Raw genomic sequence first — 25,007 nt, 5'->3', positions numbered from 1 at the left:
TCGGCGTGCGATGATCGCGCATTTTCACCGTCCCGCGGATTGTGAATTCGCGCCCGCGTCTTTAATCTTCCGGTCATCCTGCCGCGGATCGAACGCGCCGCAATGCCCAGCCGGCACGGCTCGATCGGTTCAAGCACCCGCCACATTGAAGGAGACTCGATGAGCACCACCCACCCGCAGGCCGCCGTGGCCACTCACCGCAATGCGCGCAGTCAGGCTCGCAAGGCCGCGCTCGGCAGCTTTATCGGCGCCGTGGTCGACTGGTACGACTTCCTGCTGTACGGCATCGTCGCCGCGCTCGTGTTCAACGCCGAGTTCTTCCCGAACGTCGGTCCGGCGATGGGCACGCTCGCCGCGTTCGCCACCTTCGGCGTCGGTTTCCTGTTCCGCCCGCTCGGCGGCTTCGTGTTCGGCCACTACGGCGACCGGCTCGGGCGCAAGCGCATGCTCGTGCTCACCGTGATGATGATGGGTCTGTCGACGGCCGCGATCGGTCTGCTGCCGGCGTTTTCGACGATCGGCTGGCTGGCGCCGGTACTGCTCGTCACGCTGCGCGCGATCCAGGGCTTTGCGGTCGGCGGCGAATGGGGCGGCGCGGCGTTGATGGCCGTCGAAAGCGCGCCCGCGAAAAAGAAGGCCTTTTACAGTAGTGGCGTGCAGGTCGGCTACGGCGTCGGGCTCGTGTTGTCGACGGGACTCGTCGCGCTGATCAGCCGCTCGATGGACAACGCCGCGTTCCTCAGCTGGGGCTGGCGTCTGCCGTTCCTGTTCAGCGTCGTGCTGGTGCTGATCGCGCTGTGGATCCGCTCGAGCATGGAAGAGTCGCAGGAGTTCGTCGAGAAAGTCGGCCAGCATGGCGAGCGCCGCGTGCGCCTGCCGATCGTCGAAGCGCTGCTGCGTCATCCGAAGGCCTTTCTGCTGATCATCGCGCTGCGGCTCGCCGAGCTGTTCACGATGTACATCGTGACCGCGTTCGCGCTGAGCTACTCGACCTCGAACCTGCACATGCCGCGCGAGTTCTTCCTGACGATCGGCTTCGTCGTCGGCGCGCTCAGTTGCGTGACGATTCCGTGCTTCGCGTGGCTCGCGGATCGCTTCGGCCGCCGTCGCATCTATATGATCGGCGCGCTGGTCGGCGTGTTCAGCGCGGTGCCGTTCTTCCTCGCGCTCGAAGCGCGTTCGACGGTCTGGATCGTCGTGTTCGCGGTGCTGCTCGCGAACATCGCGCACGACATGGTCGTCAGCGTGCAGCAGCCGATGTTCACCGATCTGTTCGGCACCGAGTACCGCTATAGCGGCGCGGGCGTCGGCTATCAGGTGGCGAGCGTGGTCGGCGGCGGCTTCACGCCGTTCATCGCGGTCGCGCTGGTCAGCTTCGCGGGCGGCTCGTGGCATCCGGTGGCCGCGTATCTGGCGCTCGGCTGTCTGATTTCGGTGCTCGTCGCGGCACGCATGAAGACCGGACGAAAGATCGATTGACACCGGCGTAATTCGCCGTCGATACACGACGGGCCGACGCGGCAAAACAGCCGCGCCGGCCCGTTTCTTTTTTGTGCCGCGCGTCGTGCGCGGCTCGTTTATTGCTGGCTTTGCATAGAGCTTCTATTCGAAAGTTCGGCGGCACCGGCCCAGTGCGTCCCACGATTTGCGCGATCGCGTGAATAGCATGCCCGTTTGACCAGGATCACACCTTATGTCCATGCGCTTCATATTGCGAAGCAATCGCCCACGTCCTATTGTCGAGCCAGGCCCGATTCCGGGTGCGAGGGACCAAATCATATGAAATAAAAATACATATAGCGACGACGTGTCCGCCCTGCGCAAGTTACACTCCGCCGCCTCAGGTAAATGCACGCCGCGCCGATAAACAGAACAACTGTAAGGAGACCGCCTTATGAGTAGCATCAGTGAGCCGGGCAGCCAACGAGGCTCCGCCCCATTCTTTTCCAAACAGGCCACCATCGCGCAGCCCGGTTTTTCGCGCTGGATGGTGCCTCCCGCGGCGCTCGCCGTGCATCTGTGCATCGGTCAGGCCTATGCGTTCTCGGTATTCAACGGACCGCTGACCAAAGTGATCGGCATCACGCAGTCCGCGCCCGATGACTGGTCGCTGACCGCGCTAGGCTGGATCTTTTCGCTGGCGATCGTGTTCCTCGGTTTGTCGGCGGCATTCGCGGGCAAATGGCTCGAACACGTCGGTCCGCGCCGCACCATGTTTACGGCAGCGTGCTGTTTCGGCGGCGGCTTCCTCGTGTCCGCGCTCGGCGTGTATCTGCATCAGATCGTGCTGCTGTATCTCGGTTACGGCGTGATCGGCGGGATCGGGCTGGGGCTCGGTTACGTATCGCCGGTGTCGACGCTGATCCGCTGGTTTCCGGACCGCCGCGGCATGGCGACCGGCATGGCGATCATGGGCTTCGGCGGCGGCGCGATGATCGCGGCGCCGCTGTCGGTCGCGCTGATGAAGCACTTTCAAAGCGCGACGAGCGTCGGCGTCGCGGAGACCTTCATCGTGCTCGGCATCGTCTACTTCATTTCGATGACGATCGGCGCGCTGGCGATCCGCGTGCCGCCGACGGACTGGAAGCCCGCCGGCTGGACCGCGCCCGAAGTCACGCAGCACCGCCTGATCTCGCGCAACCACGTGCATATCGATCAGGCGTTGAAGACCCCGCAGTTCTATCTGATCTGGCTCGTGCTGTTCCTGAACGTGACGGCTGGGATCGGCGTTCTCGGCCAGGCCTCGGTGATGATCCAGGAGAGCTTCAAGAACACCGTGACGGCGTCGGCCGCAGCCGGCTTTGTCGGCTTGCTGTCGCTGTTCAACATGGGTGGACGTTTCGTGTGGTCGTCGGCATCGGACTGGATCGGTCGCAAGAACACCTACGCGATCTTCTTCGTGCTCGGCGCGGTGCTCTACTACCTGGTGCCCACCTTTGCCGCGAACGGCCAGATCGCGCTGTTCGTGCTGACCTACTGCATCATCCTGTCGATGTACGGCGGCGGCTTCGCGACGGTGCCGGCCTATCTCGCCGACATGTTCGGCACGGCGTTCGTCGGCGGCATTCACGGACGTCTGTTGACGGCGTGGGCCGCGGCGGGTGTCGCGGGTCCGGTGCTCGTCAATTACATCCGCGCGTATGAAGTCGCGAACGGCGTCGCCAAGGCGGACGCGTACACGATGACCGTGCACATCATGGCCGTGCTGCTCGTGATCGGCTTTATCTGCAACCTGCTGGTCAAGCGTGTGGACGAGAAGCACCACATGACCGATGCACAAGTCGCCAAGGGCGCGTGAGGAGATCCATATGTCGACCGTTCAAACCGTACATCCGACCAACAAGGTGATGCTCGTGGTGTTCTGGCTGTACGTGATGATTCCGCTCGCCTGGGGCGTGATCAATACGTTGACGCAAGCGATGAAGCTGTTCAAGTAACGATGTGACGTGGCACGCACCCCGGCCTTGTTCAGAGGCGGGGTGCGGATGGCACGCAGCGCGTAGCTATCCCCTCAGTGCCCCAACCCGCTATGCGCGATCTGCTGCTCGACGAACTGCGCAAACAACGCATGCATATGGGTCGTCGGATGCAGATCATCGGCGAACATGTAGGTCCGATCCGCATTGGCGCTCACGTAGGTCGCCGGCGAACATAGCAGCGACGTGTCATCGGGCGTTTTCTTCGGATCGCAGGCCTGCGCCGTATTCGACACGGTAAAACCGTTCGCCTGAAAGTTTGCGATCACCTGATTCGTCCACGTATACGAATCGACCTCGATCACCTTCGACTGCAGCCCATTGGTTTGCAACGCGGTATTCAACGTAGCGTTGAACAGCTGCGACAACTGCGTGAGGTTCGCGCCGCCATCAGCCGAAGCGAGCCCCTTCGGCGCCAGCCCGATATTCGGCAGATTGACCACCACCACATGCGCGCCGCCGTTCTGCACGATTTGCCCGACGAGTTGGGCGAGCGTCGTGGCAGCCGCCTGCACGATCGGCGCCGCGGCGGGAAGATTGCCGGCGCGAAGCACATCGTTCGCGCCCGCCCACACGAGCACGAGCTGATTGGCATTGAAGCTGCCGTGAGCGCTCAGATAGCTCGATAGCTGCTGATTGACCGGCATTTCGATGTCGCCGATGACATCGCCCAGGTAGTCGTATTGATTGGCCGGCGTCGCCACCGTCGAGCCGCCTTCCGCATAACCGAAGCCACTCTGCCCACTCAGCTTATGCGTGATATCGATCGTGAACGCGGCGCTGAGCGTATCGCCGTAGTATTGCGCGACGTCCTGGGCCCACACCTGGCCGGGATTGGTGGTGAAACGCCCGCCGCCCACCGCGCCCGCGAGCGGCGCATAAGTCCCGACGTCCGACAGGCTGTCGCCGAACGACACCACCTGCAGCTTGACGCCGCCCGCCGGCTCGGCCGACGTGCTGCCGCCGCCACTCGACCCGCTGCTGCCGCCACCGCCCCCGCCGCAAGCGGAGAGCAACACGGTCGTGATGGCAAAAACTACAGCGCGGACCTTGTCATTAATGCCTCGCATTTGCTCCTCCTCGCCGGGCGGGCCAGACGGTGTCGAGTGCCTCAGGTGCGCGGTCGGTGTCTGATCGCACACGGCTCTTCGAACAAGCATCGCGTATGCCCGGGAAGCAAATGCCGCCGCTCAAAGCCGCTCGAACACCACCTCCTGCGCACCTTCCCACAGCACCTTGGTGCCGAGTTCGCGCAGTTTTTCCTTGCCTTCGACGATCGTCAGAAAATGATTGCCCGCGAGTTGCCCCATCTTGCTCGCGAAGCAGCACGAGCCGTACGCGAGGATGATCTCGGTCTCGCTATAGCCGCCCGGATAGAACAGGATGTCGCCGACCGACGGATGGCTGGTGTGATTCTCGAAGCCGACCGCGACGCCGTCGTTCTCGAGCTTGAACTCGCCGAGCGGCACCCAGCAGCCCTCGCCGCTCCAGCGCACGTGAATCAGCTTCTGCCGGTACGGCAGCAGCTTCAGGAACGCTGCCACGGTCTGCGGCGCATCGGGATGCGTCTCGGCGATGAAGGTGTGGCCGCAGGCGGTCATTTTGAGTCGGGTCATGGCGCGTTATCCGGTGTGTGAGGTTGAAAGGTGCTTCGATTCTGTCGTCCGATGCAAGGCTTCGACAGATACAGTTGCTGGCACGGCGGTCAGGCCAGTTAGACCAGTTATCATCGCGGGCAACCGATCGAGCCGCAAAGCCTTGCGCGGCATGCGATGCCAGTTTGCACCGCGCGCCGCCACGAAAGTTCGTAGTTTGCAAGCCGCGCAATGCAACGCACACTGCGCAGGTGCGTGATTCCGGCTGGAGAAACGCGGGCCGTCACGGCTCGGCATCGTGGCTGGCGCAGGCGGGCAGCAGCCGGCGCGCATCTCAACCGCGCAACCGGTAGGCGAGCGGCGTCGCGCCATAGCCACGTTTGAACTGCACCGAGAAATGACTGGCATTCTCGAAGCCAACTTCGAGCGCGATTTGCAGCACGGTTCGATCCGTGGCGCGCAGCAGCCTCGCCGCTTCCTCGAGCCGCAAGCGCGTGACGAACTGATGCGGCGTCTCCCCGGTTTCGCGGCGAAACACCCGAGCAAAATGAAAACTGCTTAGGCCGGCCTGCCCGGCCAGTTCGGCGATCGCCAGATCCTCGGCGAGATTGGCTCGGATGTAGTCGGTCACTCGCCGAATCCGGCGCGGCACCAGCCGTTCGGGCCGCGTCGGGCTGCCGCCCCGCGCGTCGTTGCCGCTCGAATAATGCTGCAGCAGGTGCGCGGCGAGCGCGTGCACCAGCGTATCGACATACAGACGCGAGTCGGCGGGATCGAGGGCGGCGCGATGCAGCGCGGCAAGCATCGCGGCAATCAGCGGATCGTTGAAGCGCATCGCGTCGCCGAGCGACAGTTCGCGCGACGCGTCGAGCCCCATCTGTTGCGCGACGTTGTCGATCAAACCGCGCTCGATGTGCACGTGCAACGTAGACAACGGCTCGTCGCTGATCGAATGCCAGCGCCACGAGATCGGCGCGGGCGGCACGAACCACAGGTCGTTCACGCGCATATCGGCGCTTTCCCAGGATCCGCCGAGGTTGCGTTCGAGATGCTCGGCGCCGCTCGCGAGCGTCATCAGCGTGAAGTCGCGCAAACCCGGCGCTTCGAGCAGGTCCTGCCGCACCGGCTCGAGATACGAGCGCAGCACCAGATGCCGCCACTCGCGATCCACGCTCGACACGAGTCGCTGGCCGGCCATGTAGCGGTCGTAGGCGAGCGTCGTCGTGAGCTTGGGAATTCGTGCCATCACATCCCTTCGAAGGAGGTGCCGTATGGAAGGAGAAGCGCCGCCGTACCCGTATTGCCGGTCCACTGTCAGCGCAAGATCAGAAAAATGATAGCAAGGAACCGGCTACCGACATTTCACGAAATCGCTAATCATTGAGGTTGTCGTCTTTCACGCGTTTAGAACGCCGGAGCTACCGTTTCATGGAACATGAATGCGATACGCTGCCGCAATGGCTGACCGGCTCGCCGCAAGGCGAAGCCGGGCACGCGTCGGCAGCACACCCGAGAGCGGCATCCGCCCAACCGGCTTACCCGGCCGGCGTGCGGCACGCCGCGAACTCAGCCCACGCGGCTGAAGCAGTGAAGATGTCTCCTCGCGCCGCGAACGGTGCGGGGCGCAGTGGTTTTCTGACTCTGTTCACCGAGGAGGAGATCGGCACGCCGTCGCCCGCGGCGCGCCGGGCCGCGCCGCTGATCAGTCCGCTCGGGCGGTTCGGCAGCGCGCAGGACCGGATGGAGTTCGTGCGTCAGCGCATCAGGCAGTTGGGCTTCGACTCGTTCAGCTATACCGCCACGCGCACCTCGTCGCATCACAAGACGATGTTCGTGTTGACGAGCTACGAGTCGCAGGCGTGGCTCACGCGCTATTTCCGCGAGCGCTATTTCGAGCTCGACCCCCGCGTCGCGCTCGCGTCGCCGACCGGCATGCCGTTTCTGTGGAATACCGCCGATCTGCGCGCCGACCTGCCGCGCGCGCAGTTGCGCAGCGAGCGGCTCGGCGCTTTGATCGACATGCTGGAGGCGACCGGGCGCAAAAGCGGCATTCTCACGCAGATGCCGCTGCCCGAGCCCGAGCTGAGCGCGAGCCTGTGCTTCAACTCGGAGATCGGCAACCCGCGCTGGATGACCGAATCGATCGTCGCGGAAACGCTGATGTTCGCGCACTCGATTCACGAGTTCATCTGGACGCACGCGAAAAGCGTGATCGGCATCGCGCCCGCGCAGCAGCAGCGCGTCGCGCTGAGCAAGTTGCAGCATGCGGTGCTGAAGGCGGTCGTGCAGGGGCAGCGCGACAAGGAGATCGCGTATTTCCTCGGGCTGTCGCCGCATAACGTCGACTATCATCTGCGGCGCTTGCGGCAGTTGTTCAACGTGCGCAATCGCGTGCAGTTGATCAATGTCGCGCAGGCGTATCTGTCGTAGTTGGCGCCGCCGCGTGACGATGAAGAGGGTGCGACGGCTTTTCGCCGCCGCGCCCTTTCCTCATCTCAGCCGATAGCGCGATCCGTATCGGCCCATCAACTTTTCAGCCGATAGCCGGTCCTGAAGATCCAGCCGACGATCACGAGGAACACCGCGAGAAACAGCAGTGTCATGCCGAGACTCAGGGCGACGTCGACGTCGCCCAGCTCGTAGAAGCTCCAGCGGAATCCGCTCACCAGATACACGATCGGATTGAACAGCGTGACGGCGTGCCAGAACGGCGGCAGCATGTTCACCGAGTAGAATGCGCCGCCGAGGAACGTGAGCGGCGTGACGATCAGCAGAGGCACCAGTTGCAGCTTCTCGAAGCTGTCGGCCCAGATGCCGATGATGAAGCCGAGCAGACTGAACGTGACGGCTGTCAGCACCAGAAACAGCACCATCCATAACGGATGCATGATCTGCAGCGGCACGAACAGCGCGGCGGTCGCCAGAATGATGAGCCCGAGCAGGATCGACTTGGTGGCCGCCGCGCCCACATAGCTGACGACGATCTCCAGATACGATACGGGCGCCGACAGCAGCTCGTAGATCGTGCCGGTGAAACGCGGAAAGTAAATTCCGAACGACGCGTTGGCGATGCTTTGCGACAGCAGCGACAGCATGATCAGCCCCGGCACGATGAACGCGCCATAGCTGATGCCCTCCACTTCCTTGATCCGCGAGCCGATCGCCGAGCCGAACACGACGAAGTACAGCGACGTGGAAATCACCGGCGCGATGATGCTTTGCATCAGCGTGCGCCACGTGCGCGCCATTTCGAACTTGTAGATCGCGCGCATTGCGTAGATGTTCATGGGTTCCCCCGCAGCAGGCTGACGAAAATGTCTTCGAGCGAACTCTGCGTGGTGTGCAGGTCCTTGAAGCGGATGCCGGCGTCGTCGAGCGATTTCAGCAGCGCGATGATGTCCGTGCGGCCGCCCTCGCCTTCATAGGTGTAGGTCAGCTCGTTGCCGCCGTTCGCGACCGCGAGCCCGTAGCCGGCGAGCGTCGCCGGCACCGCGTCGAGCGGGCTCTCCAGCTGCAGCGTCAACTGCTTCGTGCCGAGCTTGCGCATCAGCTCGGTCTTCTCTTCGACGAGCATGATTTCGCCCGCGTTGATCACGCCGATGCGGTCGGCCATCTCCTCGGCTTCGTCGATGTAGTGCGTGGTCAGGATGATCGTCACGCCGCTCGCCGCAAGCGAGCGCACGAGCTTCCACATGTCGCGCCGCAGCTCGACGTCGACGCCGGCGGTCGGTTCGTCGAGAAACAGCACGCGCGGCTCGTGCGACAGCGCCTTCGCGATCAGCACGCGCCGCTTCATGCCGCCCGACAGCGTGATGATCTTGTTGTTGCGCTTCTCCCAAAGCGACAGGTCGCGCAGCACTTTCTCGATGTAGGCGGGGTTCTTCGGCTTGCCGAACAGGCCGCGGCTGAACGATACGGTGGCCCAGACGGTTTCGAATGCGTCGGTGGTCAGCTCCTGCGGCACGAGGCCGATCAGCGAGCGGGCCGCGCGATAGTTGGCGCCGATCTCGTGGCCGTCGACCGTCACGCTGCCTTCGCTCGCGTTGACGATGCCGCAGACGATGCTGATCAGCGTGGTCTTGCCCGCGCCGTTCGGCCCGAGCAAAGCGAAGATTTCTCCACGGTTGATCGCCAGATTGATGTTCTTCAGTGCCTGAAAACCGCTGGCATAGGTTTTCGACAGATTCGTGACCGAAACGATTGGCTGCATGGACTCGATGATGGCCGACACCGCTGTTGAATGAGAGAAACCGGCGCGAACGGGTGCGCCGCATCCGCAATGTAATGGAAAGTGCGAAAGCGTGCAGCGCACGGGAACGTGCCGCGGCGATTTCGCTGCGGCGCACGATAGTTCGGCTTACTGATGGATTGGCACGGGATCGGGACGCCGATCGAGGCGCGGCGCGGCCGTCCGGGCGCGCCCAACCCGCGCGGACGGGCTGTTAAGCCGACGCGCCACGTTGCGCGCCCGGGAAGCGGCTCGCGATCACGTTCTGGATTTCCTCGACCGACGCCGGCTTCACCAGATGGTGATCGAAGCCGGCCTCGCGCGAGCGCTGCCGGTCGGTGGCCTGGCCATAGCCGGTCACCGCGATCAGCAGCGCGTCGCCGGTGGCCGGCAGGCGGCGCATCTCCTGCGCGAGCTGGAAGCCGTCCATGCCGGGCAGGCCGAGGTCGAGCAGCACGATCTGCGGCTCGAAGTGCGCGGCCAGCTCGAGCGCGGCGTTGGCTTCGTGCGCGACGCGCACGTCATAGCCGTCCGACTGCAGCACCAGCGACAACGCGAGCGCCGCGTCGACACTGTCGTCGACGAGCAGCACGCGCAGCGCCTCGCCGCCGTCATGCGGCACGGCTTTGGGCGCGGCCGTCGACGCTTGATCGGCGTCGGCAAGCCGCGTCAGCGGCAGCCGCACGACGAACTCGCTGCCGCGTCCCGGCCCCGCCGAGAACGCTTCGATCCCGCCGCCGTGCAGCTCGACCAGCGTGCGCGCGAGCGGCAGGCCGATGCCGAGGCCGCCTTCCGAGCGTTCGATCGAGATTTCCGATTGCACGAACAGATCGAAGATGTGCGGGATCGTGTCGGCGCCGATGCCCACGCCGTTGTCGCGCACGCTGATCAGCACGTCGTCGCCCGCTTCGCGGACTTCGATGCGGATGTCGCCGCGCTGCGGCGTGTACTTCGCCGCGTTCGACAGGATATTGCCGAGCACCTGCGCGATCCGCACGCCGTCGCCGACGACGAACAGCGGCTCGTCGGGCAGATCGGTGGCGAGCGTATGGCCCTTGCGATTCAGCGCGGGCCGCACGGTTTCGATCGCGGCCTCGAGCGCGCCGGCCAGCTCGACGATCTCCTGGCGCAGCGTGATCTTGCCCTGCGTGATGCGCGCCACGTCCAGCAGATCGTCGACGAGCCGGCTCAGATGCTTGACCTGGCGCCCGATCACCGTGCGCATAGCCTCGAAGCTTTGCTGCGAGGGCGCACGGCTCGGGTCGAGCAGTTCGATCGCGTTGCGGATCGGCGCGAGCGGATTGCGCAGCTCGTGCGCGAGCATCGCGAGGAACTCGTCTTTGTGGCGATCGGCGTCGCGCAACATCATCTCGTTGGCCTTGCGATCGGAAATATCGTTGACGATGCCGGCGAGCCGATAGATGTGCCCGCGCGCGTCGCGCACCGGAAAGGCGCGCTCGACGGCCCAGCGCATCTCGCCGTCGGGGCGCACGATCCGGTATTCGATCTCGTAGGCGACACCGGTCGCGAGCGCACGATACGCCGCCTCGACCGCGGCCTCGTGCTCCGCATGAATGTGGTTGGCCCAGTGGCGCGCGCTCGGCGTCGGCTCGTGCGCCGCATCGCCCCACAGACGCCGATACGCGGGGCTCACATACAGCAACTGCCCGCTCGACGGGTCGAGCATCCAGAACACGTCGTCGATGTTTTCGGCCATCTGCCGGAAGCGCTCCTCGCTCTCGCGCAACGCGCCCTCGGCGCGGCGCACACGCAGCAGCGCGCGTACCTGCGCGATCAGCTCGGCCGGTTCGATCGGCTCGGTCAGATAGCTGTCCGCGCCGCCTTCGAGGCCGCGTACGCGGTCGATGCTCTGCACCGCCGCCGCCGACGTATGGATCACGAGCACGCCCGAGGTCTCCGGCGCGGCCTTGATGCGGCGGCATACTTCGAAGCCGTTGAGATCGGGCAGATTGACGTCGAGCAGCACGAGGTCCGGCTGCGAAATGCGCGCGCGCTCGATCGCTTCTGTGCCGTTGCCGGCCTCGATCACGATGAAGCCGGCGCGCGACAGGATGCGCGTTTTCGCGTAGCGGGCGCCTTCGTTATCGTCGACGTTCAGAATCAGATTGGCGTTCGCGTCGCTCATGAAAAGGCGTATCCGTAGGAGACTGCCCGCGTTGCGGGACATTCATGATGCAGTGCGCGGACGCGGCGCGTCGCGCGCTTCGGTACATGCGCGCTCATCCCGCACCCTCTGCGGCCGCGCTGCCAAGGTCAGCGCAGCTGCCGTCGACGCCGCGCCCGGGTTCGTTCGTATCGCTCGCCTTTGCCGACTGGGCCGCCGAACGCTGCGCGGCGCGCGGCAAGCGGATCGGGATCGTCGCCGTGAACGTCGAGCCCTTGCCGGGCTCGCTCGTCAGTCCGACCGACCCGCCCAGCAACCTGCACAGCTTGTCGCATAGCGGCAACCCGAGCCCCGTGCCTTTCACCTGGTTCTGCAGATGATTCTCGACTTGCTCGAACTCCTCGAACACGCTCTGCTGATGCTCGGGCGCAATGCCGATGCCGGTGTCGCTGACCGCAAAGGTCAGCCGCCCGCTGGCTTCGTCGCAGACCGCGCTCACGCGCACCTCGCCACGCTCGGTGAACTTCAGCGCATTGGAGATGAAGTTGCGCAGAATCTGCGCGACCTTGCCTTCGTCGGTATAGACGGTCGGCAACTCGTCGCACGGCTCGAACAGCAGTTCGACATCGCTCGCCGGCAACAACGGACGCATCATGCCGCGCAGTGCCGAGAACAGATTGGCGACCTCGAATTCGGCCGGCTTCAGTTCGATCTTGCCGGCCTCGATCTTCGCGATGTCGAGCAGGTCGTCGACCGTTTCGGACAGCTCCTCCGCGGCCTTGCGGATGAAGCGCACCTGCTTGGCCTGCTCCTCGGTCAGTTCGCCGTCGACGCGATCGAGCAGCAGCTTCGACAACGCGCGGATCGAATACAGCGGCGAGCGGAATTCGTGGCTCGTATTCGACAGGAAGCGCGACTTCGCCTCGTCGGCGCGGCGCAGATGCACCGCGCGTTCGTCGAGTTCCGCGTACAGCGCGACCACGCCTCGATTGGTGTCCTCGAGTTCGCGTGTGAGCCGCACGAGTTCTTCGTTGCGCTCCTGCAGATCGGCGAGCGCGGCGGCGAGTTCGCGATTCTGCCGCTGCACTTCCTCGACCTGCGCTTCGGCACTCAGCGACGCGCTCACGGCGGGCGCCCGCGCGAGCGCGCGCAGCACGTCGGCGGATATGCGCGGCGTCTGTTCCGGCAGGTGCTTGGCGAGCGTGAGCACCGCGTCGCCGGCGCTATCGTCGAAGCGGCATGCGTCCATCAGACGCTGCGCGGCCAGCACGCCGAGCGCGGCCGGCGCTTCGAGGCTCGACGCCGGCGGCGCGGTAAACCGCGCGAGCGGCGTGGCGGGCGCGACGAAACGGATCAGCAGCGCCTGCGGTTGAGCCGCCCCGTCCACCAGAAACTCGACGCGCCCGGCACGCGTCGCCGCCAGTACCGTGCGCGCCACTTCGAGCACCGAGGTCGCGATGCGCGTGCGGTCCTGCATCGCGAAGCCGAACGTCTCGCCGAATTCGCGCGCGACGCGGCGCGCGGCGACGGTCGCGAGTTCGCCGTCGAGCGGCATCGTGTGCAGCGGAGCGGTCGTCATGCGCTCTCCTTGCGATGCGCGCGTGCGACGAACACCGTCAGATCGTCGCGCCCGCGCGCGAAATCGCGGTACAGCGCGGCCGCGATCAGCGCAGGATGACGCAGCGTCAGCCCCGGATAGCGGCTCAGATCCCAACGCGTCGCGAGTCCATCCGAATGCAGGATCAACAGCGCGTCGTGCGGCCAGTCGACCTGGAACGTCTGTGCCTTGTGCATCTGATGCCCGACAATGCCCGCGTGCGACACCAGATGACGATGACCGTGCGGCGTCCACACGCTCGCGGCGATGTTGCCGATTCCGCAAAACCGCGCGGCCGCGGGTGGCTCGTGGTTGATTGGTTCGCTGGGTGCTTGCGCCGGAATGCGCGCGACGCCGAGTGCGGCGCCGCGAGTCGCGCGCAACGCATCGTGCGAGGCCACCACGATCTGATCGAGACTCGACGGCCCGAGCTGCGCGAACGTTTCGACCGCGGCGCGCGCGGCCTCGTGCGCGAGCGTGCCGTGGCCGAGCCCATCGGCGACGATCGCGGTGAATTCGCCGTCCGCGTAGCCGCATGACCACGCGTCGCCGCTCAAGGTCTCGCCTTGCAGCGGCAGATTGATCGCGCCGTATTCGATCGGCGCGTCATGAGCGATCGCGCCCGTCACCCCATCGGCCCACATCACGATGCGCAGCAGCGTGCCGAGGTCCGGTGCGCTCCACACGTCGAGCTCGTCGGCGAGGCGCTGGATCGCGCCCATGCCGTTGCCGGGACTGCCAGCCGTGGTAAAGCCATCGACGAAGCACGCTTGCAGGTCGCGGATCCCGGGACCGTTGTCGATAGCCAGCACTTCGACTCCGCTGCGCGCACGCGAACCACGCGGCACCACCTCGTGCAATACCCGCGCGAGCAGTTCGCCGCGCTGCGCATGCTTGAGCTGGTTGGTCGCGCATTCGGTGACGATGATCGCGAGCTTGCCGATCATCGTCTCGCTGCAGCCCGCGCGCTGCGCGATGTCGCCGATCCCGCGACGCGCGAACGAGATCTGGCTGGGGTCGGCTATTTCGAAGCGTTGTTGCGTCGCGCCCGATTGATTCAGAACGGCTTCCATTTGGTAATTGAAATGTGCGTGCCCTCACCGGGCGCCGAGCGGATTTCAAACTCGTCACAAAGCCGCCTGGCGCCGCCAAGACCGAGGCCCAGCCCGTTGCCGCTGGTGAAACCGTCGGTCAGCGCCTGCTGGATGTCAGCAATTCCCGGACCATGGTCGATGAAGTCGAGCCGCAGACCGGTTCGGCCATTGCGTTGCACTGTGTAGAAGTAGACGTCGCCGCCGCGACCATACGTCAGCGTGTTGCGTGCGAGCTCGCTCGCCGCCGTGACGAACTTGGTCTGATCGATCAACGACAGCCCGAGCGCCACCGCCTTTTCGCGCACGTAGCGCCGCAGCCGCACGATCTGCTCGTCCGAGCGGATCGGCAGCGCCTCGTCGGGCGGCTGGCCGTCGATCAGGTTCGGGGAGCCGGGACTCGTCATGGCAGGAGGCGCGCTCACAAGCCGCTCATCACGAAACGCGCTCAAGACGCGTCCGTGCCGGCGAGCAGCGCCATGCCCTTCTCAACGTTGAGTGCGGTACGCACCCCGGGCAGCGCGAGGCCGAGTTCGACGAGCGTGATCGCCACCGACGGCTGCATGCCGACCACCACCGTCTCAGCGTCGAGCACACGCGCCATCGCGGCGGTCTCGCCGATCATCCGGCCGATGAACGAATCGACCACGTCGAGCGACGAGATATCGATCAGCACGCCCTTCGCGCGGTCCTTGACGATGCGGCTCGTCAAATCGTCCTGCAGCGTCATCGCGAGACCGTCGTGCATGTCGACCTGAATCGTCACCAGCAGATATTTGCCCATTCGCAAAATGGGAATGCGTTCCATCGCGGGAATCCGTTTGAGATGCGTGAGAGCCGGCGTCAATCGCCGGCGTATGGGTGGGCGCCCGGGCTCGCGTGCGTCGCGCCCTGCCGGTCCGCGCGCGCGACGACGCCCGACATCGACTTGCCGGTGCGTTGCAACGCGATCACGAACGCGTCGGCGAGCGTTGCCTTCGTGATCACGTTCGACAGATTCACGCCAAGGTGCACGATGGTCTGCGCAATCTGCGGACGGATTCCGCTGATCACGCAGTCAGCGCCCATCAGGCGCGCGGCGGCCACGGTCTTCAGCAGATGTTGCGCGACCAGCGTGTCGACGGTAGGCACGCCGGTGATGTCGATGATCGCAATCGACGCGCCGGTTTCGACGATCTTCTGCAGCAGGCTCTCCATCACGACCTGAGTGCGCGACGAATCGAGCGTGCCGATCAGCGGCAACGCGAGGATGCCTTCCCACAGCTGCACGACCGGCGTCGACAGTTCGAGCAGTTCCTGTTGCTGACGCGCGATCACCTGTTCGCGGCTCGTCTGAAACACTTCGGTCGTGAAGAGGCCGAGCGAGTCGAGCAGCGTGCTGATGGTCCACGTGAGTTCGGCGAGCTTGACGGGCTCGGCCGCCATATCTTCCCGCAAGCGCGAAAACAGGGGCTCTTTCAGCGAAAACACGAACATCGCGGTTTCGACAGGCGTGAACCCTAGCCGCGCGCGCTGCGCCGACACCTCGGACAGCAGGCTGCGCACTTCATCCCAGGAGGACGCGCGGAAATCGACGCGATCCGACGCGCTCAGCGCCGCGCTGATCTGTGAGACGAACTGCGTGAACTGGCTGCGCAGTTGTGCTTCGCTGACGCCGCCGCGCCGCGATGCAATGGCGAATTGCTGCGCGACCCACTCGCCCGCCAATTCGTTTTGCCGTTCAGTGAAGAGTTGAGCGAGACGCACTCCGCCAAGCGTTTCCATTCTGTATCCCTAGTCGTTTGACGAACCGCGCGCGCCGCACAGGTCCGCGTTTTTGCGTGTGTGAATCTTTGACTCAGCATTCAGGCGCATGGACTCTAGCATGCGTGTCGCGCGCGTGACAGTGCTGTGACCACGGTTTGCAAGCAACTTTTGTGAATGACGTAGTGTGGGCTTTCTAATCGGCCGCTTTTACTTCCGGCAATGGCGGCCGAGGTAACTATTGCTTTGGAAAATTGGCCATAAGTGGGATTTGAAGCTCGCGTCAACGCGACAACGTTTGCATCGCAAACACGCATGATTCGCCTGGCCGACGATCGGACGAAATTACTTCGGATGACTATCGTTAGCCTCGCCCTTTCGGCAATGCCGACGCAACTGTGCAAGGCACACCCCTTGCGCCGCTTCGATCATGCGAGCGAGCAGACGCTTGCGTGACATCAACCCTATTCGTGGAGGTAACTCATGAAACGCATGACCAGGACGATTTTCGCTTCGGCGCTCGTGATGGCTTTGTCGGGCGGCGTCTACGCGCAGGCGGGCGGCGGCGGTGCAGGCGGCAACGGCATCGGCGCCGGTGGCGGCACGACCGGCGGCGCGGGCGGTACGGCCTCTCCGGGCGTCGGCCCCAACTCGGTCCGCACGCCGGGCAACACCGGCTCCGGCTACGGTTCGCCAGGTGTGACCGGCACCGGCGGCGGCATGGGCACCGGCACCGGCGCAACGCCGAATAGCCCGGCGACCAATGGTTCGATGGGCGGCATGGGCAATAACATGAACAACGGCAACATGAACAACGGCATGCGCAGCGGAACCGGCAACGGCATGAACAACGGCACGATGCAGAACGGGCAGTAACGGCTGTCGAGCTTCGTCGGGCGACGCGGCATCGAGGTGCCGCGTCGCCACTTTTCTGGTGCGGCTCGCTCGTCATCGCAAGCGCTGCGACGCCTCACCCCTCAAGGCTGCGCACAGACAAAACTGCTCGCCAGATTTACATTGCCTTTGCCGATATAGCGCGGAAAGCCGGGATAGCGGCACAGCGGCCGCGAGCGTCCATTGGTCGCCGCGGCGATATCGGTGGCCGTCAGCGTTTCGGGTGCGACGCCGCGCGTGACCCAAGCGTCGAGCGCGCCGAGCAGATCGACTGCGGGAATGAACACGCCGTTGCCATGCTGAAACCCCGGCACCATGTAGAGCCGCGCGAAACGATCGACCTCGTCCTTGCCGAAACGCGCGACCAGCGCGTCGTGATACGCGATCGTCTGGTTCGGGCTGATCACTTCGTCGGCGAGGCCCTGTAGCGTGATCAGTTTGCCGCCGTGTGCGATATAGCGCGACAGGTCCGGGTTCATCGAGCCGATCGTGCCCGACAGCGCGATCAGTTGCGATCGATATTTGCCGGGCCGTTGCGGATCGAACGTCAACGAATCGAAGTCCGCATCGCGCGCGACGAAGTAGCGCAGATAGCCGTCGCCTTGCGCGAACAGATAGCCGTTCGCATAGAACGTCGGCACCGGCTGACGTCGCGCTTGATGCGCGAGCCCGAGCACGCCGGTCAGTTGGGTGCCCTGGAACACGTTGTAGCCGCGATAGCCGCTCACGTCCCACGCGAGCCGATACGGCAGCGACAGCCCATCGCGCATCACCAGCAAGGTGGCCAGTTGCGCGTCGCTCAGACACGCGTCGTGCGACGCATCGTGCGATGAAGGGCGCAACGCGCAGCGCAGCGAATCTATGATTTGCGCCTCATGCGCGCGACACGCCTGAACGTCGCTGACGATGCCGTCCGCCGTGCCGTCGAGCCGGTCGCAGACCTCGAGCGTGCGTTGGTAGACGCGTTCGAGCAGCGCGGGCGGCACGAAGCCGTCCGCCGTGCCGAACTCGGCCTGGCCGAGCTTCACGCCGATCAAGCGCACGCCGGAAAAATTCAGCGCGGGCGAATTGGCGATCACGCCGTCGTAGTCGTCGGGAAAGCGCTGCATCACCGTGTAGCCTTCGCGCCCGCCCGTCGAGCCGCCGGCAAAGTACATGCGCTGCGGCGGCCGGCCGTACGCGCGCGCGATCAACGCGAGCGCGACGTCGTGGGTTTTCTTCAGATGCGCGTAACCGAAATTCGTCACCGCTTCATCGACGAGACCAAACTCCGCGAGCGACGAATCGCCGACATGCCCCGAGTCGTCACCGAACGTCGCATAGCCTTGCGCGAGCGGCGCGCGATCCGGCGAGAACGGCATCACGCCGGTGCCGCTGACGACCACACCGTTGTACCCGCCGCCGCCGATCTGCAACGCGCGGCCATTCCAGCGACGCGGCAGATTCAGATCGAAGCGGATGTCGGGCGTGGTCGGATTCAGTGCCTTGATGCGGCCCGTGATGCGGCAATACTCGCCGCCTTGCTGATTGCCCGGCGCGGTCGCGCCGATCATCGCCGAGCTTTCGATCAGCGCGCCGGCCGTTGGCATCTCGATCAGTTCGGGCGACAGCACCGCGCCCGCGAACTCCGCGCAGTGCATCGCGAACGGTGTTTCTTTGGCCAGCGCGGCCGTGCGAAGCATCGCAAGCCACGCGAGCACGACGACGCTCATCACGGTTGCGAGTCCAACGAGCCTGCCCGTCGTGCGCATCGTCCGCGTCGTGCGCGTAGTACGCAGCGTGGTCGTGATGCGCCCGCGGCGCCCGCGGCGCGTCATCCGTAACCCGCGCCCTTGGCCTGCGCGCCGGACTGCTGCCTCTTCCAGCCGCTCCAGCCGCGCGCGATCATCAGCAGCGCGCCGATCGCCGCGAGGTCGCCGCCGAGCCCGACCAGCACAGCGCGAAAACCGTGAAAGGTGTGCGGCGTCGCCGTATCGACGATCAACGACACCAGCGTGCCGGTGACGAAGCACACGAGCCCGGTGCGCCCGACCGTCACGACGGCGGGCAGCCGCCGCGCAAGCCACGCGATGCTGCCCGTCCGCACGAACTGGGCGGCGAACCATGCGATGACGATGAAATTGATCACACGTTCCACGGAAAGATTCTGCTTGTGCGTGCCGGGCAAAGGCTGCGTGAGCACGAAAAGTTTGACGAACGCAAAGGCAAGCACCGCGACCACCGCGACGCGCGTGAACCACTGCGCGGCGTGGCTCGCATGAAAGCGTTCGCTGATCGGCCGCACGCGGCACAACATACCGAGCACGAACATCAACTGCCACGCAAACGGATTAAAAGCCCAGTCCGCGACATCGTCAATGCTGAATAACGCGGCAAGCGGCCGCGCAACGGCCCACACCGCGAGGCTCACGGCAAGCGCGCGCGAAGCCGAGCGGCGCGCGAGCGGCACCATCACGGGCACACTTAGCGCGAACAGCACGTACATCGGCAGCACGCTGGACAGATACGGTTGCCGGCGCAGCAGTGCGATATCGAAGGCCTGTCGCCACGGCTGCAACGCGAAAGGCGGCCAGCCGGTCATTTCTACCATCGGCCGGTTCAGATCGAGCAGCGCGAGAATCGCGCCGGACACGAGCGTCAGCATCGCCGTCAACAGATACGCGCGATAGATCTCCCAACAGCGATTGAAGAAGCGCAACTGCGCCGCATGCTCACCGCGATGCGCAAGCACCGCGGTATACGCGGCCGCCGATGCATAGCCGCCGAGAAACACGAACACCTCGGCCGAATCGCACAATGCGTACGCGTGCAGCATCAGGTGGGATAAGGTGCTGCCGGGAATGTGATCGAGCACGATGACGATCAGCACGACACCGCGAAAGAAATCGACTTCGACCGATCGTCCACGACCGCGGCCAGGAATTTCCATTCGTCTTCTCGAAGAATGCGCACCGACGGCGCGCAAGAACACAAACGGCCACGCATTAGCGGCCCCAACTTCGGCAAAACACCAAAGACTCCATCGTTCGCACACCTCGCCTATGCCGCGAACAAATGCGCCAACACGCCGCCTTTAATGTTCGCTTTCACAGCAATCTGAAATGAAGTCGTTGGCGACTGGTAATACTCGGAGCGCTTTTAGCGACCGAGCGGAAAGTTTTGCGGCTTTTCATGCACGAAACAGGGACACCTGTACTGATGGGCGCACGCGAGCCTCGAAAATAAATCGTCGAGTACGTGCTGCGATTTTTTTCGCATTTTTTCCCCGTACGATGTTTTCGTGCTTTTCCGCCACTTTGCGAATAGAGGTTTATGAAAAACAGAATTGCCGGATTCGATGGGTTGCGCGCGATCGCCGTGCTGATGGTGTTTCTGCAGCATCGACTATTCGGCGACATCGGCGAGATCGGGCATCTCGGCGTGTGGATCTTCTTTGCGCTGAGCGGCTTTCTGATCATCGGCATCCTGTCGACGCAGCGCGCGCGAATCGAAGCGGGCGACAGCCGTTTCGGCGCCGAACTCGGTCGCTTTCTGTTTCGTCGCACGGTGCGCATCTTTCCGATCTATTACCTGATGCTCGTCGTGATGTGCGTGCTGATGGCATTCGGCCTCGCGAACCCGGAGCTTGCGGGCGGCATGCCATTTCATTTCGCTTACCTATCGAACTTCTGGATCGGCTCGGTGCTGCGCTACTGGCCGGGCCGCTATTCGCACTTGTGGAGTCTCGCGATCGAGGAGCAGTTCTATGTCGTGGTTGCGCCGCTGTTACTGCTGCTCGCGACGCGGCGACATCGAGCGGCGTGTTGGGCGATCGTGGCCCTCGGCCTCGCTGCGCTGTTCGCGATGCGCGCCGCGCATTGGGACGAGATCACGATCTATACGCATCCGTTGAGCAATGTCTGGTTGCTCGCGTTGGGCGGCATCGCTGGCCTCGCGATCGCGGACGATCGCGGCCGCGTGCGCGCCTGGCTCGGTCATGGCCTGACGCTTTTCGTGCTGAGTCTGGTCGTGATCGGTTTGTGCGCGGCCGAGCCAAGGTGGAACATGCTCGACGATCCCTTGCTGTTTACCGCGATCAGCGCCGCGTACGGGATCGGGATTGCCGCGCTGGTGGCTTCGATTGCGTGTTGCCGCAATACCGCCGTGATGGGTCTGCTGCAGACGCGTTGGCTCGTCGGTCTCGGGCGTATCAGTTACGGCTTCTATCTGTATCACAACCTGATTCCCGACCTGACGCGTAACCGTCATGCCGAAGCATGGTTCGGCGGCGTCGTGCCGATGTGGGCACATATGACCGGAATCGTCGCGTCGTTTGCGATCTCGCGTGGCATTGCGTGGCTGTCGTGGAGGTTGATCGAGGCGCCGATTTTGCGGGTGAAGGCGCGCGGCGAACCGGTATTGAAAGCGACGAAGAACGTCGCCTCCGACGTCGCCTGAAAGATCGAATCAGCTCGCCGATCTATCCGGCTACGCGGATCACGCTATTATTCGGCCTCACCATCCGGCCGCTCCTCACCTGACACACTCCGCGGGACCGAACCGGCCAACCGATAGAAGAACACGATACGCGCGGCATCTTGTTGCCATGCCGCTCGCCTCACCGATTCGCCAACCTCGACCATGTCTCATTTCGCTTTCGCCACCGGCATCCTCGGGACCAGCCTGCAAACGCTCGATCTCTATGCGCTCGCCGGCATCGTGGCCGCGCTGCTGCTCGGCGGCATGGTCAAGGGTGTGGTCAGCATCGGCGTGCCGCTCGTCGCGATGCCGATTCTCAGCCACTTTCTACCGATCAAGGCGGCCGTCCTGCTGCTGTCGATGCCGATCATCCTGGGGAATATTCCGCAGGCGCTCGAAGGCGGCGAGTTGCTGCCGACGATGAAGCGCATCGCGGCGCCGCTCGTCGGCACCGTACTCGGCAACATCGTCGGCGTGTCGGTGCTGATCTCGCTGGCGCCGCATCGCGCACAGGCGGCGGCGGGCGTGCTGCTGATGATCGCGGCCTTGCTGCTGCTCGCCGCGCCACGGCTCACGCTGTCGCCGAACTGGGCGAAGCCCGCGGGTCTCGTGCTCGGCTTCGGCGCCGCGCTGATGGAAAGCATCGCGTCGGTGCCGGGCCCGTTGCTCGCGATGTATCTGATCGCGACCGGCGCAACCGGCAGGGCGTTCACGAAGCAGATCGCGATCATTCTGGTCGTATCGATCATCACGCTGGTCGCGGCGTTCAGCGGCGGCGCGCATGCGAGCTGGACCGATCTGGCGATCTCGGCCTGCGCGAGCGTGCCCGTGATCGCGGGCATCCTGCTCGTGCGGCCGCTGCGCGACCGTCTGCCGCCCGCGGTGTTTCGCGTCGTGGTGCTGCTATTCGTGCTGGCCGCAGCCGCGCAGATGATCTGGAAATCGGGCGTGGTTCAGGCGCTGTTCGGCGCGCCTTCGCTCTGACGCGAGCCGACGCTTCAAACGTCCGCCACGGGACCGTGGCACGTGCATTGCTGCTCGAAGGCTTACCTTCAGCAACTGGAGAGCACACTGTGTCGAATACCGCGAACTTCCCGAACGAGCCTGAGCGCCCGGCGGATGAGGATCCCGGCAGGCCGCCCGCCGAGGTCTCGAAGCCCATCGGCGATGCTATCCCCACGCCGGTCGAACCGGGCCTCGATCAGCCCCTGCCGAAAAAGGGTGAAACCCCCGCACCCGACCCGAAAAAACCCGGCCAGCACGGCGGCGACCCGTTGGGCGATACCGACCCGCCGCCGGGCGTACCCGATCCGGGACCGTCCGACTTCGCGTAGCGCTTCGAAACGTCCGTCAAGCCGCCTCGGGCTCATGCACGATCTTCAGCGTGCCCTTGTGCTCGGCGATGAGCCGATAAACGGCGTCTCCAGGCACGGTCTCGTGTTCGAGCAACTGCTCTGAAATGTCGCGCAGCACCGGCTCGTACGCGTGCAGCAGCCCGTAGCAAAGTTCGTTGAGCTCCTTGAGCAGCACGTTCGCATGCTCGATTGCGCTCTTCATTTGCAGGCCCGCGTACTGCGACGGCAACGCGGCGAGACTGAACAGATCGCCGTCGCTGTTGAAGCCGAACTTCGACACCATGTCGAGGCTGATACGCGAGGCCTCCTGCAAGTCCGACGCGGCACCGCTCGATGCTTCGGAGAACATCAGAATTTCCGCGTTGCGTCCGCCGAGCAGCACCTGGATTTCGTTGCGGATTTCCGTTTCGCGGTACAGGTGCTTGTCCTGCGCCTTGGTGATCAGCGCGACGCCGAGCGCGCCGCCACGCGGCAGGATCGTCACTTCTTCGAGCACGCCGGTGCCGAGCAGCGCGGCGACCAGGCCGTGGCCCGCCTCATGCACCGCGATGCGCTTGCGCTCGTCCTCGGTGAGCGCGCGCTCGGCGCCGCTCACGTCGCCGATGCGCGCAATCTTGATCGCTTCCATGAAGTGCTTCGCGGCGATTTCGTTGTCGCCCGCCTTGCGCGCGATCAGCCCCGCCTGATTCACGACCATCGCGACGGTGGCCGGCGACAGTCCGGTCGTCAAGCGCGCAAGCTGGTCGTAGTCGATATCCGCCGCTTTCGATTTGAGCCGCTGCGCGTAGAAGCGGAAAATCTTGGCACGGTCTTCGCGATCCGGCAGACGCACCTGCACCGTGCGGTCGAAACGGCCGGGGCGGCGCAATGCTTCGTCGAGATTGTCGGGATGGTTGGTCGCGGCGACGACGATCACGCCCTCGTTCGATTCGAAGCCGTCCATCTCCGCCAGCAGCTGGTTGATGATCCGGTTGCTTTCGGCTTCGACCGGACCACCGCCGGTGTCGGTGCGTTTAGCGAGGCCGTCCGCTTCGTCGATGAAGATGACCGTCGGCGCGTTCTTGCGCGCGAGTTCGAACAGGTGCCGCACCTTCTGGATGCCGACGCCGTAGTACTTCGCGCTGAAATAGCTGCCGGTGATCGAAATGAAGTTCGCGCCGCATTCGCCGGCCAGCGCCTGAGCGAGCCGCGTCTTGCCGACGCCGGGCGCGCCGACCATCAGGATGCCGCACGGCGCGCGCACGCCCAGCGACGAAAACTGCTTCGGATCGGACAGGTAACCGCGAATGTCGGCGAGCGCGGCCTTCGCCTCGTTCGCGCCGATCACGTCGTCGAAACGCAGCGTCGGCGTTTCGCTGAGCAGCCTCGCGCCGCCCTTCATCTCGCGCCGCATGAACCACGCCATGCCGCCGATCAGCGCGAGCGGCAGCAGCACGCTCAGCGCGTCGCGGAACTGCTCGAACAGTTGGGTCCAGCGCGCGCCGTCGCTGTGGATGTCGACGTCGGGCAGCCAGACGAGCTGATACGCGGCGGCGTCGGAGCGCTCGCCCAGCAGCAGCGCGTGCGAGAAGGTCGCGTTGTGGTCGGTGACGAAATACTTCGAGCCGTCACGCAGCGACACCAGAATCGCGTTGGGACTCACGCCGATCGCCGCGACGTTGGTGTCGTGAATGTCGCGCAGCATCGTCGACGCGTCTTTCTCCGCATGCGTCCACGCGGACGCATCGTGACGCATCTGGCTCGCGATGCCGCTCAGCGCCGGCGCCTGCGGCTCGGTGCGATGCTGGAAATACCAGCCGCCCCAACCGACCAGCACCGCGAGCAGCACCGCTACCGCCGCCACCACGATTTTGCGTGCGCGTCTTTTCCCAAGCGAATTATTTCCCGGCTTCATGAGTCATTTCCAAAATGCGGACTTGAACAAGCCCTTACTTAATCAAGCTGTCTGTCAAAATTACCTGTCGAAATCGGAATTCGGAGTCTGCGGGAAAATCGGCTGAGGCGAAGCGCCACACGGACGTGGCGTAAAGGACAATCCAGAAGGACGACGCTATGTGCGTCCCGGTGAGTCGCGTTGGCCGAAGGCTGTATGCCGGGGGGACGCGTCTGTCAAATTCGCGGAAAAGGCCTATTTGTACCGTCTATCCGGCCATCGACACGCCGGAAGGGGGACGCGGCGAACGCGCGGAAGGCGTCGCCGCATTGGCTCCGGCGCACAGTTTATCAGCGTAAAAAGCGGCGCGTGTTTTTAAATGTCTATATCTAACCGCACCCCAATTAAAATCAGTCAGATTTACTGCAAAGGCGGGGATTTCGACGCGGTTTAAATGATGTGAAAATAGCCCGCGATTAAGTCAGGGTTTTGAAATCAGGGGAATGGAAACGATCGCGGTCAGCGGCGAGGAAGGCGAACGCTACGCTCGCTCGACGAATATCGGGCGGATG

At 64.4% G+C, this 25,007-nt stretch carries 22 protein-coding genes; 8 read left to right on the top strand and 14 right to left on the bottom strand.

What is annotated here, in order from left to right; translation table 11 throughout:
• The first annotated feature begins 159 nt into the window (after positions 1-159).
• From shiA to EVC45_RS28890, 3 genes are all read left to right on the top strand, one after another.
• Positions 160-1,479, top strand: coding sequence for a shikimate transporter (gene shiA / locus EVC45_RS28900; protein WP_129961607.1), 1,320 nt, complete (start codon positions 160-162; stop codon positions 1,477-1,479).
• 415 nt (positions 1,480-1,894) lie between these two features.
• Positions 1,895-3,298, top strand: a complete 1,404-nt coding sequence (locus EVC45_RS28895; protein ID WP_129961606.1) for an OFA family MFS transporter — start codon at positions 1,895-1,897, stop codon at positions 3,296-3,298.
• Between the two features lie 10 nt (positions 3,299-3,308).
• Positions 3,309-3,437, top strand: a complete 129-nt coding sequence (locus EVC45_RS28890) for an oxalate:formate antiporter (protein WP_129961605.1) — start codon at positions 3,309-3,311, stop codon at positions 3,435-3,437.
• 74 nt (positions 3,438-3,511) lie between these two features.
• Here the strand turns inward: EVC45_RS28890 and EVC45_RS28885 are convergent, their stop codons facing one another.
• From EVC45_RS28885 to EVC45_RS28875, 3 genes are all read right to left on the bottom strand, one after another.
• Positions 3,512-4,546, bottom strand: coding sequence for an SGNH/GDSL hydrolase family protein (locus EVC45_RS28885; protein WP_129961604.1), 1,035 nt, complete (start codon positions 4,544-4,546; stop codon positions 3,512-3,514).
• A 120-nt stretch (positions 4,547-4,666) separates the two neighbouring features.
• Positions 4,667-5,092 (bottom strand): DUF3830 family protein, encoded by a 426-nt coding sequence (locus EVC45_RS28880; protein WP_129961603.1) that lies wholly within the window; start codon positions 5,090-5,092, stop codon positions 4,667-4,669.
• Between the two features lie 313 nt (positions 5,093-5,405).
• Positions 5,406-6,317 carry a helix-turn-helix domain-containing protein gene (locus EVC45_RS28875; RefSeq protein WP_129961602.1) on the bottom strand — a complete coding sequence of 304 codons (912 nt, stop codon included), beginning with the start codon at positions 6,315-6,317 and terminating at the stop codon, positions 5,406-5,408.
• A gap of 182 nt (positions 6,318-6,499) precedes the next feature.
• On the opposite strand from EVC45_RS28875, the gene EVC45_RS28870 reads away from it, so the two are divergent.
• Positions 6,500-7,501: a LuxR family transcriptional regulator gene (locus tag EVC45_RS28870; protein ID WP_129961601.1), complete on the top strand. Its 1,002-nt coding sequence runs from the start codon at positions 6,500-6,502 to the stop codon at positions 7,499-7,501.
• A gap of 95 nt (positions 7,502-7,596) precedes the next feature.
• Here EVC45_RS28870 and EVC45_RS28865 read toward each other — a convergent pair whose 3' ends face one another.
• The 8 genes from EVC45_RS28865 to EVC45_RS28830 form a co-directional block, all read right to left on the bottom strand.
• Positions 7,597-8,358, bottom strand: coding sequence for an ABC transporter permease (locus tag EVC45_RS28865; RefSeq protein ID WP_129961600.1), 762 nt, complete (start codon positions 8,356-8,358; stop codon positions 7,597-7,599).
• Positions 8,355-9,281 carry an ABC transporter ATP-binding protein gene (locus EVC45_RS28860; RefSeq protein WP_129961599.1) on the bottom strand — a complete coding sequence of 309 codons (927 nt, stop codon included), beginning with the start codon at positions 9,279-9,281 and terminating at the stop codon, positions 8,355-8,357. Before EVC45_RS28860 ends, EVC45_RS28865 begins: the two co-directional genes overlap by 4 nt.
• A gap of 232 nt (positions 9,282-9,513) precedes the next feature.
• Positions 9,514-11,445, bottom strand: a complete 1,932-nt coding sequence (locus EVC45_RS28855; protein WP_129961598.1) for a response regulator — start codon at positions 11,443-11,445, stop codon at positions 9,514-9,516.
• Positions 11,446-11,539: 94 nt separating this feature from the next.
• Positions 11,540-13,003: a sensor histidine kinase gene (locus EVC45_RS28850; RefSeq protein WP_248295295.1), complete on the bottom strand. Its 1,464-nt coding sequence runs from the start codon at positions 13,001-13,003 to the stop codon at positions 11,540-11,542.
• Complete coding sequence (locus EVC45_RS28845; RefSeq protein ID WP_129961597.1) at positions 13,000-14,094, bottom strand: ATP-binding protein; 1,095 nt, start codon at positions 14,092-14,094, stop codon at positions 13,000-13,002. Before EVC45_RS28845 ends, EVC45_RS28850 begins: the two co-directional genes overlap by 4 nt.
• Positions 14,079-14,519 (bottom strand): anti-sigma regulatory factor, encoded by a 441-nt coding sequence (locus tag EVC45_RS28840; RefSeq protein WP_129961637.1) that lies wholly within the window; start codon positions 14,517-14,519, stop codon positions 14,079-14,081. Before EVC45_RS28840 ends, EVC45_RS28845 begins: the two co-directional genes overlap by 16 nt.
• A gap of 41 nt (positions 14,520-14,560) precedes the next feature.
• Positions 14,561-14,920, bottom strand: a complete 360-nt coding sequence (locus tag EVC45_RS28835) for an STAS domain-containing protein (protein ID WP_129961596.1) — start codon at positions 14,918-14,920, stop codon at positions 14,561-14,563.
• 35 nt (positions 14,921-14,955) lie between these two features.
• The gene (locus EVC45_RS28830; RefSeq protein ID WP_129961595.1) at positions 14,956-15,876 is read right to left on the bottom strand and encodes an STAS domain-containing protein; all 921 of its coding nucleotides are present in this window, start codon (positions 15,874-15,876) and stop codon (positions 14,956-14,958) included.
• A gap of 462 nt (positions 15,877-16,338) precedes the next feature.
• Between EVC45_RS28830 and EVC45_RS45790 the strand changes: the two genes are divergently transcribed.
• Positions 16,339-16,731, top strand: a complete 393-nt coding sequence (locus EVC45_RS45790; protein WP_168991555.1) for a hypothetical protein — start codon at positions 16,339-16,341, stop codon at positions 16,729-16,731.
• Between the two features lie 101 nt (positions 16,732-16,832).
• Here the strand turns inward: EVC45_RS45790 and EVC45_RS28820 are convergent, their stop codons facing one another.
• Positions 16,833-18,461, bottom strand: a complete 1,629-nt coding sequence (locus tag EVC45_RS28820; protein WP_248295297.1) for a tannase/feruloyl esterase family alpha/beta hydrolase — start codon at positions 18,459-18,461, stop codon at positions 16,833-16,835.
• Positions 18,462-18,562: 101 nt separating this feature from the next.
• Positions 18,563-19,678 (bottom strand): OpgC domain-containing protein, encoded by a 1,116-nt coding sequence (locus tag EVC45_RS28815; protein ID WP_129961593.1) that lies wholly within the window; start codon positions 19,676-19,678, stop codon positions 18,563-18,565.
• A 383-nt stretch (positions 19,679-20,061) separates the two neighbouring features.
• Here EVC45_RS28815 and EVC45_RS28810 point away from each other — a divergent pair, with 383 nt between their 5' ends.
• The 3 genes from EVC45_RS28810 to EVC45_RS28800 all read left to right on the top strand — a co-directional run bounded on the left by EVC45_RS28810 (position 20,062) and on the right by EVC45_RS28800 (position 22,541).
• On the top strand, positions 20,062-21,186 hold the full coding sequence (locus EVC45_RS28810; protein ID WP_129961592.1) for an acyltransferase: 1,125 nt from the start codon (positions 20,062-20,064) through the stop codon (positions 21,184-21,186).
• Positions 21,187-21,369: 183 nt separating this feature from the next.
• Positions 21,370-22,191 (top strand): TSUP family transporter, encoded by an 822-nt coding sequence (locus EVC45_RS28805; RefSeq protein ID WP_129961591.1) that lies wholly within the window; start codon positions 21,370-21,372, stop codon positions 22,189-22,191.
• A gap of 89 nt (positions 22,192-22,280) precedes the next feature.
• Positions 22,281-22,541 carry a hypothetical protein gene (locus tag EVC45_RS28800; protein ID WP_129961590.1) on the top strand — a complete coding sequence of 87 codons (261 nt, stop codon included), beginning with the start codon at positions 22,281-22,283 and terminating at the stop codon, positions 22,539-22,541.
• Positions 22,542-22,557: 16 nt separating this feature from the next.
• On the opposite strand, the gene EVC45_RS28795 is transcribed toward EVC45_RS28800, so the two are convergent.
• Positions 22,558-24,456, bottom strand: a complete 1,899-nt coding sequence (locus EVC45_RS28795) for an ATP-dependent metallopeptidase FtsH/Yme1/Tma family protein (RefSeq protein ID WP_129961589.1) — start codon at positions 24,454-24,456, stop codon at positions 22,558-22,560.
• Positions 24,457-25,007 lie beyond the last annotated feature (551 nt).

This window comes from Paraburkholderia sp. UYCP14C (assembly GCF_004197395.1).
In the GTDB taxonomy this organism is placed as follows: Bacteria; Pseudomonadota; Gammaproteobacteria; order Burkholderiales; family Burkholderiaceae; genus Paraburkholderia.
The sequence above is the reverse complement of the archived record's forward strand: the minus strand, read 5'-3'. Positions and strand labels throughout refer to the sequence as shown.

What these genes read in the sequence shown, in the direction of transcription:
- EVC45_RS28855 (WP_129961598.1), bottom strand. Translation starts at nt 11,445, where the DNA reads ATGAGCGACGCGAACGCCAATCTGATTCTGAACGTCGACGATAACGAA.
- EVC45_RS28795 (WP_129961589.1), bottom strand. Translation starts at nt 24,456, where the DNA reads ATGAAGCCGGGAAATAATTCGCTTGGGAAAAGACGCGCACGCAAAATC.
- EVC45_RS28835 (WP_129961596.1), bottom strand. Translation starts at nt 14,920, where the DNA reads ATGGAACGCATTCCCATTTTGCGAATGGGCAAATATCTGCTGGTGACG.
- EVC45_RS28820 (WP_248295297.1), bottom strand. Translation starts at nt 18,461, where the DNA reads ATGAGCGTCGTCGTGCTCGCGTGGCTTGCGATGCTTCGCACGGCCGCG.
- EVC45_RS28875 (WP_129961602.1), bottom strand. Translation starts at nt 6,317, where the DNA reads ATGGCACGAATTCCCAAGCTCACGACGACGCTCGCCTACGACCGCTAC.
- EVC45_RS28840 (WP_129961637.1), bottom strand. Translation starts at nt 14,519, where the DNA reads ATGACGAGTCCCGGCTCCCCGAACCTGATCGACGGCCAGCCGCCCGAC.
- EVC45_RS28810 (WP_129961592.1), top strand. Translation starts at nt 20,062, where the DNA reads ATGAAAAACAGAATTGCCGGATTCGATGGGTTGCGCGCGATCGCCGTG.
- EVC45_RS28880 (WP_129961603.1), bottom strand. Translation starts at nt 5,092, where the DNA reads ATGACCCGACTCAAAATGACCGCCTGCGGCCACACCTTCATCGCCGAG.
- EVC45_RS28850 (WP_248295295.1), bottom strand. Translation starts at nt 13,003, where the DNA reads ATGACGACCGCTCCGCTGCACACGATGCCGCTCGACGGCGAACTCGCG.
- EVC45_RS28865 (WP_129961600.1), bottom strand. Translation starts at nt 8,358, where the DNA reads ATGAACATCTACGCAATGCGCGCGATCTACAAGTTCGAAATGGCGCGC.
- EVC45_RS28815 (WP_129961593.1), bottom strand. Translation starts at nt 19,678, where the DNA reads ATGGAAATTCCTGGCCGCGGTCGTGGACGATCGGTCGAAGTCGATTTC.
- EVC45_RS28845 (WP_129961597.1), bottom strand. Translation starts at nt 14,094, where the DNA reads ATGGAAGCCGTTCTGAATCAATCGGGCGCGACGCAACAACGCTTCGAA.
- EVC45_RS28895 (WP_129961606.1), top strand. Translation starts at nt 1,895, where the DNA reads ATGAGTAGCATCAGTGAGCCGGGCAGCCAACGAGGCTCCGCCCCATTC.
- EVC45_RS28890 (WP_129961605.1), top strand. Translation starts at nt 3,309, where the DNA reads ATGTCGACCGTTCAAACCGTACATCCGACCAACAAGGTGATGCTCGTG.
- EVC45_RS45790 (WP_168991555.1), top strand. Translation starts at nt 16,339, where the DNA reads ATGAAACGCATGACCAGGACGATTTTCGCTTCGGCGCTCGTGATGGCT.
- EVC45_RS28870 (WP_129961601.1), top strand. Translation starts at nt 6,500, where the DNA reads ATGGAACATGAATGCGATACGCTGCCGCAATGGCTGACCGGCTCGCCG.
- shiA (WP_129961607.1), top strand. Translation starts at nt 160, where the DNA reads ATGAGCACCACCCACCCGCAGGCCGCCGTGGCCACTCACCGCAATGCG.
- EVC45_RS28830 (WP_129961595.1), bottom strand. Translation starts at nt 15,876, where the DNA reads ATGGAAACGCTTGGCGGAGTGCGTCTCGCTCAACTCTTCACTGAACGG.
- EVC45_RS28885 (WP_129961604.1), bottom strand. Translation starts at nt 4,546, where the DNA reads ATGCGAGGCATTAATGACAAGGTCCGCGCTGTAGTTTTTGCCATCACG.
- EVC45_RS28805 (WP_129961591.1), top strand. Translation starts at nt 21,370, where the DNA reads ATGTCTCATTTCGCTTTCGCCACCGGCATCCTCGGGACCAGCCTGCAA.
- EVC45_RS28860 (WP_129961599.1), bottom strand. Translation starts at nt 9,281, where the DNA reads ATGCAGCCAATCGTTTCGGTCACGAATCTGTCGAAAACCTATGCCAGC.